Genomic DNA, 8,360 nt, shown 5'->3' on the forward strand with positions numbered 1-8,360 from the left:
CGCGGCGGTGGCGGCGCTGCGCGAGGCGGCCGCGGCGGTGCGGCACCCGCACGTCCGGGTGCCGCGCCCGCCCGCGGGCTAGAGCCCGAACCGGCGGGCGACCGCCCGCAGCTGCTCGCCCGACCGGCGCAGGCCCGCGAGCTCGTCGGTCGACATCGGCACCTGCAGCCGCTCGCCGACGCCGGAGCGCCCGACGACCGTCGGGACCGACAGGCAGACGTCGCTGATCCCGTGGTACCCGTCGAGGAGCGACGACACCGGGAGGATCCGGTGCTCGTCCTTGACGATCGCCTCGATGATCCGCGAGCCCGCGAGCGCCACCGCGTAGTTCGTCGCGCCCTTGCCGGCGATGATCCGGTACGCCGAGTCGACGACCTCCCGGGCGATCGACTCGCGCACCTCGTGGGTCAGCGGCACGTGGCCCTCGATCGCGTTCCAGTCGAGGATCGGCACGCCGCCGATGGTGGCCGAGGACCACAGCGGCAGCTCGGTGTCGCCGTGCTCGCCCGCGATGTAGGCGTGCACGTTCTGCACGGCCACGCCGGTGTACTGGGCGATGAGGTACCGCAGGCGCGAGGAGTCGAGCACGGTGCCGGAGCCGAACAGCTGGGTCGGCGGCAGGCCCGAGACCTTCAGCGCCGCGTAGGTGACGATGTCGACCGGGTTGGTCACCATCACGTACACGGCGTTCGGGGCGACCTCGACCAGCGAGGGCAGGATCTTCTTGACCAGCGAGATGGTCGCCTCGGCCAGGTCGATCCGGGTCTGCCCCGGCTTCTGCTTCGCGCCGGCCGTGACCATGACGACGTCGGCGTCCGCGCAGGCCGCGATGTCATCCGAGCCGATCACCTCGGCCATCGGCATGAACTGGATGCCGTGCCCCAGGTCCAGGGCCTCGGCCTCGACCTTGGCCTTGTTGATGTCGTACAGCACGACGCTGCGGGCGGCGCCCCGCATGAGCGCGGCGTAGGCCATCGTCGAGCCGACCGCCCCCGCGCCGACGACCGCCAGCTTGGTGGTGCGGCGGGGCGGCAGCGGGGCGTTCGCCAGACCCAGCTCGTCGCCCTCGACGTCGTCGATCTGCTCGCTCACGGCGATCCTCCCGTACTGCTGCTCCGTGCACGCGCGCCGGCCGGCGCACTGGTCACGAGGCTAGCGGGCGGACGCGTGCGGGCGCGCGCCGGGCCGCCCGTCCGGGCGCGTCGCGGGCGACGCGCGCGCTGGTCAGGCCGTCGGCGCGACCGGTGGCTCCGCGAGCCGGCGCAGGGCGCCCAGCGCCACCTCGCGGTCCGTGGTCCGCCAGAACGCGGGCAGCGACCGTGCGAGGAACTCCCCGTAGCGGGCCGTCGACAGCCGGGGGTCGAGCACGGCCACCACCCCCCGGTCGGCGGTGGACCGGATGAGCCGTCCGGCGCCCTGCGCGAGCAGCAGCGCCGCGTGGGTCGCGGACACCGACATGAAGCCGTTGCCGCCGGACGCCGCCACCGCCTCCGACCGGGCCGACCGCACGGGGTCGTCGGGCCGCGGGAACGGGATCCGGTCGATGATGACCAGCTGGTTCGACCGGCCCGGCACGTCGACGCCCTGCCACAGCGACAGCGTGCCGAACAGGCAGGTGGGCTCGTCGGCGGCGAACTGCTTCACCAGCGTCGGGAGCTGGTCCTCCCCCTGCACCAGCACCGGGAGGTCGAGCCGCTCGCGCATCGCCTCGCCGACCGCGACCGCGGCCCGCCGCGACGAGAACAGGCCCAGCGTCCGCCCGCCCGCCGCGGTGATGAGCGCCTCGATCTCGTCCAGCTGGGCGTCGGTGGCGGGCTCCCGGCCGGGCGGCGGCAGCCGCCGGGCGATGTACAGGATGCCCTGCTTCGGGTAGTCGAACGGGCTGCCGACGTCGACCCCGTGCCACGGGAGCGAGGCGGGGGTCTGGCCCGCGGCACGGGCGGGCGTCGCCGGCACGTCGAGGGTCGTGCCCTCGCTCCCGCCCGGCGCGGACACCGCCACGGTCGCGGCCGTCGCCGTGGCCGCCGCGGCCTCCCCCGCGCCCTCCAGCCCGATGCTGCGGGCCATGGACCGGAACTCGCCGCCGAGGCTGAGCGTCGCCGAGGTGAGCACGGACGCCCGGCCCGCCAGCAGGTGCGTGCGGATCAGCCCGTTGACGGCGAGCGGCGCCGCGTACAGCCGGGTCGCGCCGTCCCGCTCGGCGCGGGAGCACCACAGCACGGTGTACCGCTGGTCGTCGGCGTCGGCCGCCATCCGCTCGGCGACCTCGAACAGGGCGAGCACCGCGGACGACGCGATCTTGAGCCCGCTGTCCGCGGGCGCCGCCGCCTCGCCCGCGGCGGGCTTCTCCGGCCGCAGGGCGCTGAGCAGCCCGCGGGCGGCGTCCCGGACCATCGCCACCGCCTGCCGGGTGCCCTCCGGGAGCCCCTGCGTGAACCGGCCCTCCGGCAGGTGGATGAGCGCCGCCCCGAGGGCCGTGGCGGCCGAGTCGAGCTCGGTGGTCGCGACGCCGCCGTGCCGGCGGGCCATCCGGCCGGCGTGCTCGACGCTGCCGACCGACAGCTCGGCCGTCGACTGGGCGGTGACCCGGTCGGCGAGCTCGTGCGCCTCGTCGACCACCAGCACCTGGTGCTCCGGCAGCACGTGCGGCGAGCCGGACGCGGCGACGCCGAGCATCGCGTGGTTCGTCACGACCACGTCCGCCGTCCGGGCCGCCGCGCGGGCGCGCTCGGGGAAGCACTCCTCCAGCAGCGGGCAGCGCTGGCCCAGGCACTCCAGCGACGTGACCGACACCTGACGCCACGCGCGGTCGGTCACGCCGGGCACGAGGTCGTCGCGGTCGCCGGACTCCGTCTCCTCGGCCCAGGCGCGCAGCCGGACCACCTGGGCCCCGAGCGACTCCCTGCCCGCGTCCTCGCCGTCGGAGGCGTCGGTCGTCGACGGGTGCTCCGCCGCGCCGCGGTCCCCGAGGTCGAACAGCATGCCCTGGTCGTCCGGCGGGTAGCCGCCCGCCGTCTTGTGCACGCAGACGTAGTTGTGCCAGCCCTTGAGCAGCGCGATGCGGGGCGGGCGCGGCAGCTCGGGCGCGAGCGCGTCCGCGACCAGGGGCAGGTCCCGGGTCATCACCTGGCGCTGCAGCGCGAGCGTCGCGGTCGAGACGACCACGCGCTCCTCGGCGAGCACCGCGTGCCGGACGGAGGGCACCAGGTAGCCGAGCGACTTGCCGGTGCCGGTGCCGGCCTGGACCAGCAGGTGCTCGCCCTTCTCCACGGCGTCCGCCACCTCGCGGGCCATCCGGCGCTGCCCCTCGCGGGGCGAACCGCCGAGCGCCGCGACCGCCACGTCGAGCAGGTGGTCGACGTCTACGGGATCAGGCACCCGGACAGGGTAGTCGGGTGCGGGGACACCTCCGACAACCGGAGGCGCCCCGCGCACCCGGACGCGTCAGCCGCGCTCGACCGCCGCCGCGGCGAGCTCGGTCGCCAGCGCCTGGTCGACCCGCCCGCGGAGCGCCGTGCCCTGCGGCGTGTGCTCCTCGGCGTCGATCTCGCCGGTCTCGTGCACGCGGTGCACGAGGTCGCCCCGGTCGTACGGGATCACCAGGTCGACCGTCACGCCGGGCCGCGGCAGCTGGTCGGCGACGACCTCCTGCAGCGCGTCGATGCCCTCGCCCGTGTGGGCCGACACGACGACGGCGCCGTGCTCCCGCGACCGCAGCCGCGCCAGCGCCTCGGGCTCCGCCAGGTCGGCCTTGTTCAGCACGATGATCTCGGGGACGTCCATCGCGCCCGGGATGTCGGCGAACACGTGCCGCACCGCCGCGATCTGGCCCTCCGGGTCCGGGTGCGACGCGTCGACGACGTGCAGCACCAGGTCGGCGTCCGCGACCTCCTCCAGCGTCGACCGGAACGCCTCCACCAGCTGGTGCGGCAGGTTCCGCACGAAGCCGACCGTGTCGGCCAGCGTGTACACCCGGCCGTCCGCGGCCTGCGCGCGCCGGACCGTCGGGTCCAGCGTGGCGAACAGGGCGTTCTCCACGAGCACGCCGGCGTCGGTGAGCCGGTTCAGCAGCGAGGACTTGCCCGCGTTGGTGTACCCGGCGATCGCGACCGACGGGATCGCGTTCTTCTTCCGGGACGCGCGCTTGGTCTGCCGGGCCGGCTCCATCGCGGCGATCTCCCGGCGCAGCTTGGCCATCCGGTTGCGGATGCGCCGGCGGTCCAGCTCGATCTTGGTCTCACCGGGACCGCGGGAGCCCATGCCCGCGCCGGCGCCGCCGACCTGGCCACCGGCCTGCCGGGACATCGACTCGCCCCAGCCGCGCAGTCGCGGGAGCAGGTACTCGAGCTGCGCGAGCTCGACCTGCGCCTTGCCCTCACGGGACTTGGCGTGCTGGGCGAAGATGTCGAGGATCAGCGCCGTCCGGTCGACGACCTTGACCTTCACCACGTCCTCCAGCGCGCGGCGCTGGGACGGGGCGAGCTCGCCGTCCACGACCACCGTGTCCGCGCCGGCCGCCAGCACCACGCCCGCGAGCTCCGCGGCCTTGCCGGAGCCGAGGTACGTGCCCGGGTCCGGGTTCTGCCGCCGCTGCAGCAGCCCGTCGAGCACCGTGGAGCCCGCGGTCTCGGCCAGGGCGGCGAGCTCGCGCAGCGAGATCTCGGCCTGCTCCTGGGTGGTGCCCGCGGCGCCCCAGATGCCGACCAGCACGACGCGCTCGAGCCGCAGCTGCCGGTACTCGACCTCGGTGACGTCCTGGAGCTCGGTGGACAACCCGGCGACCCGGCGCAGCGACGTGCGCTCCTCCAGGTCGAGCTGCTCGCCGTCGTGGGTGGTGTGGACGGTCGCGCCGTCGTGGACCGCCGTGCCCGCCCGCGCGAGCACGCGTGCCACGACGTCGTCGGCGACCCGCTGGGCGTCGCGCGCGGCCTGCTGCGCGTCGACCCCGGTCTCCGGGACGTCCTGCTCGCGCGTCGTGGGGTTCTGGGGGTCGTTCACGCGGTTCCTTCGCTGTCGGCGGCGGGCGGCCGTCGTCGGCGGCCCGGGTACCAGTGTCGCGCGCCGCGGGGGCCCGCGCGAGGCTATTCGCCACCGGCGGACGGGCGCGTCGGCCGGGCGGGGCGGGCCGCGGCACGACCGGTAGGGTCGCGGCGTGACCGGCACCGAGCACTACTTCACCGCCGAGCCCGCCTCCCCCGACGAGCGCCGGGTCCGGACCGTGCACCTCGCCGGCCGGGACGTCGAGGTCGAGACCGCCGGCGGCGTGTTCTCCCCCGACCACCTCGACGCCGGCACCGAGGTCCTGCTGCGGCACGTGCCCGACCCGCCGCGCGACGGCGACCTGCTGGACCTCGGCTGCGGCTGGGGGCCGGTCGCGCTGACCCTGGGGCTGCTCGCGCCGCACGCGCGGGTGTGGGCGGTCGACGTCAACGAGCGGGCGCTCGACCTGACCCGGCGCAACGCCGAGCGGCTCGGCGTCGAGGGGCTGCGGGCCGCACGGCCGGAGGACGTGCCGGACGACGTGCGGTTCGCGGCGATCTGGTCGAACCCGCCGATCCGGGTCGGCAAGGAGACGCTGCACGCGATGCTGCGGCAGTGGCTGCGCCGGCTGGTGCCGGGCGGCGAGGCGTACCTGGTGGTGGCGAAGAACCTCGGGTCGGACTCGCTGCTGCGCTGGCTGGCGACCGAGCTCGACGGGGTCGCGACGGTCGACCGGGTCGCGACGGCGCGGGGGTTCCGGGTGCTGCGCGTGGTCGCCGCGCGCTGACGGCGGCGCGCGGGGCGCACGGGCCCGGGCACCGTCGCGGCGACGTCGCGGTCAGCCCTCGGCGCGGACGGCCGCCACGGCGGCGCGCGCCCGGGCGAGCGACGGCACGCCCGTGACCCGCAGGGCGGGGACCCCGGCGGCGTCGAGGAGCACGACCGTCGGGGTCTCGGTGACGCCGAACCGCTCGGCGAGGTCGACCCGGTGCGCCACGTCCACCTCGACGTGCGCGACGCCGTCCTGGGTCGCGACGACCCGCTCCAGCACCCGGCGGGTGGCCCGGCACGGCGCGCAGAAGCCCGACGACAGCTGGAGGAACGTCGCGTCGCGGCCCAGCGGGCGGCGCAGGTCCTCGGCCGTCAGGGCGGGCGGGGCGGTCGGGTCGGTCACGCCGGGTGCAACGCCGGCAGAGGACGGCGTGTTCCGGCCGCCGGGTCAGCGGCGCAGGGCCGCCGGGTCGACGTCCAGGTCCGCGACCAGCACCGCCGGCCCGGCGAGCTCGACGTGCCCGTCCGGCAGCGTCGCCACGCGCACCGTGCCGCCGGGGACGTCCACCAGCCACACGTCGGGCGCCTGCGGCCCCGCCCACGCCCGGACCGCGAGCGCCGCCGCGCACGCGCCGGTGCCGCAGGACCGGGTCTCCCCGACCCCGCGCTCGTGCACCCGCATCCGCACCCGGCCCACGACCGTGCCGTCGTCGAGCCGCTGCTCGCCGAGCGGGACGACGAGCTCCACGTTCGTGCCGTGCGGCGGGACCGGGTCGACGGCCGGCGCGCGGGTCAGGTCGGCCGCGGCCAGCTCGGCGTCGTCCGCGAGCGCCAGCACGGTGTGCGGGTTGCCGAGGTCGACGCTCAGCGCGGGGCGCGGCACCGCGAGACCGGCGACGTCCACCTGCGCGTCGGACCCCGCGGCCGCGGCCTCCGGCCCGCCCGGCAGGCGCCACTCCCCCATGTCGACGGCGTACCAGGTCTCGCCCGCCGGGCCGGCGGCCTCCCGCACGCGCCGGACCCCCGCGCGGGTGCCGAGCACGAGCTCGCCCGCCGCCGGGTCCCAGAGGCCGAGCGCCCGGGCGTACTCCGCGACGACCCGCACGCCGTTGCCGCACATCTCCGCGATCGAGCCGTCCGCGTTGCGGTAGTCCATGAACCAGGTCGCCGCCGGGTCCTCCGCGAGCACCGCGGCGCCCTCCGGCAGCTCGGCGCTGGCGACCAGGCGGATGACGCCGTCCCCGCCGACGCCGGCGCGCCGGTCGGCGAGCGCGCGCACCAGGTCCGCGTCGAGCGCGACCCCGGTCCGGCCGTCGAGCAGCACGAAGTCGTTCTGCGTGCCGTGGCCCTTCGTCACGCGCAGGGCCGCGACGGAGCCGGGCAGGGCGCGGGCGGCCGGGGACGCGGCGGGGGCGGTCATGAGCCCAGACTACGGCGCGGGGCCGGGCCCTTGGTGGCGAGCCCGAGCTGGCCGGAATCGGCTGCGGCCACGAGCGCGAGGGCCCGGTCGACGAGTTCCGGGTCGCGGGCGTCGAGCCAGTGCACGCGCGGGTCCCGGCCGAACCAGCCCATCTGCTTGCGGGCGAGCCGGCGGGTCCCGGCGACCACCTGGGCGCGGGCCTCGTCCTCGGAGATCTCACCGCGCAGGGCGGCCAGCACCTCGGCGTAGCCGACGGCGCGGGAGGCCGTGCGGCCGATGCCGCGCTGGACCAGGCCGCGCACCTCGTCGACCAGCCCGGCGGCCCACATCCGGTCGACCCGCGCCTGCACCCGCTCGTCGAGCACGGCCCGGTCGCAGTCCAGACCGATCTGCACGGCCGGGACCGCGTAGTCGTGCCCGGGCAGGTTGGCGGAGTACGGCTTCCCGGTGAGCGCGATGACCTCGAGCGCCCGCACGATCCTGCGGGCGTTGCGGGGGCCGATGTTCTCGGCGGCGACCGGGTCGGCCGCGGCGAGCTCGGCGTGCAGGGCGCGGGCGCCCTCGGCCTCCACCCGCGCCTCCAGCGCCGCCCGGACCTCGGGGTCGGTGCCGGGGAACTCGATCCGGTCCAGCAGGGACCGCACGTACAGCCCCGACCCGCCGACCACCACCGGCCGGCGGCCGCGCGCGGCGATGTCCGCCAGCGCCGCGCGGGCGTCGCGCTGGTAGGCGGCGACCGTGGCGTCCTCGTCGGGCTCGAGCACGTCGAGCAGGTGGTGCGGGACGCCCCGGCGCTCGGCGGGGGTGAGCTTGGCGGTGCCGATGTCCAGGCCCCGGTAGAGCTGCAGGGCGTCGGCGTTGACCACCTCGCCGTCCAGGTGCTCCGCGAGGGCGACGCCCAGGTCGGACTTGCCGGTCGCGGTCGGGCCGACCACGGCGACGACGACGGTCAACGGGGCTCCTCGGTGGGGTGCGGGGCAGGACGGTGACGTGCGGCCGGGCCGGCGGGCCGCCACGCGGCGACGGCGTGCTGGGCGCCGGCGACGACCTCCGCGTGCACGCCGTCGGGCTCGGGGCCGGGGTCCGGGCCGGGGTGGGCGGCGAGCAGCGCGAGCGCCGCGCGCCACGGCGCCCAGCCGGAGACGGCCAGGTGCCGGGCGCGGTCGGGGCCGAGGTCGTCCAGCGCCCG

General features: G+C 77.0%; 8 protein-coding genes. 1 reads left to right on the forward strand and 7 read right to left on the reverse strand.

What is annotated here, in order from left to right:
• Nucleotides 1-78: 78 nt before the first annotated feature.
• The 3 genes from FA014_RS16090 to hflX form a co-directional block, all read right to left on the reverse strand.
• Nucleotides 79-1,056 carry an L-lactate dehydrogenase gene (locus tag FA014_RS16090; RefSeq protein WP_230323257.1) on the reverse strand — a complete coding sequence of 326 codons (978 nt, stop codon included), beginning with the start codon at nt 1,054-1,056 and terminating at the stop codon, nt 79-81.
• A gap of 168 nt (nt 1,057-1,224) precedes the next feature.
• Entirely contained in the window at nt 1,225-3,378 is a 2,154-nt protein-coding gene (locus FA014_RS16095; RefSeq protein ID WP_230323254.1) for an ATP-dependent DNA helicase, read from the reverse strand.
• A 66-nt stretch (nt 3,379-3,444) separates the two neighbouring features.
• Complete coding sequence (gene hflX / locus FA014_RS16100; protein WP_154730661.1) at nt 3,445-4,998, reverse strand: GTPase HflX; 1,554 nt, start codon at nt 4,996-4,998, stop codon at nt 3,445-3,447.
• A gap of 154 nt (nt 4,999-5,152) precedes the next feature.
• Here hflX and FA014_RS16105 point away from each other — a divergent pair, with 154 nt between their 5' ends.
• Nucleotides 5,153-5,767, forward strand: coding sequence for a class I SAM-dependent methyltransferase (locus tag FA014_RS16105; protein ID WP_154730662.1), 615 nt, complete (start codon nt 5,153-5,155; stop codon nt 5,765-5,767).
• 51 nt (nt 5,768-5,818) lie between these two features.
• On the opposite strand, the gene FA014_RS16110 is transcribed toward FA014_RS16105, so the two are convergent.
• The 4 genes from FA014_RS16110 to FA014_RS20145 form a co-directional block, all read right to left on the reverse strand.
• Nucleotides 5,819-6,154: a thioredoxin family protein gene (locus tag FA014_RS16110; RefSeq protein ID WP_154730663.1), complete on the reverse strand. Its 336-nt coding sequence runs from the start codon at nt 6,152-6,154 to the stop codon at nt 5,819-5,821.
• A 45-nt stretch (nt 6,155-6,199) separates the two neighbouring features.
• Nucleotides 6,200-7,171: a diaminopimelate epimerase gene (gene dapF, locus FA014_RS16115; protein ID WP_154730664.1), complete on the reverse strand. Its 972-nt coding sequence runs from the start codon at nt 7,169-7,171 to the stop codon at nt 6,200-6,202.
• Nucleotides 7,168-8,124 carry a tRNA (adenosine(37)-N6)-dimethylallyltransferase MiaA gene (gene miaA / locus FA014_RS16120; RefSeq protein ID WP_154730665.1) on the reverse strand — a complete coding sequence of 319 codons (957 nt, stop codon included), beginning with the start codon at nt 8,122-8,124 and terminating at the stop codon, nt 7,168-7,170. The genes dapF and miaA overlap by 4 nt, the downstream gene beginning before the upstream one ends.
• A partial coding sequence (locus tag FA014_RS20145; RefSeq protein ID WP_230323255.1) for a hypothetical protein occupies nt 8,121-8,360 on the reverse strand: 240 nt, incomplete at its 5' end. The genes FA014_RS20145 and miaA, both read right to left, overlap by 4 nt.

The sequence above is a fragment of the Cellulomonas hominis genome (genome assembly GCF_005239125.1).
GTDB classification, from domain to species: Bacteria; Actinomycetota; Actinomycetes; order Actinomycetales; family Cellulomonadaceae; genus Cellulomonas; species Cellulomonas hominis_A.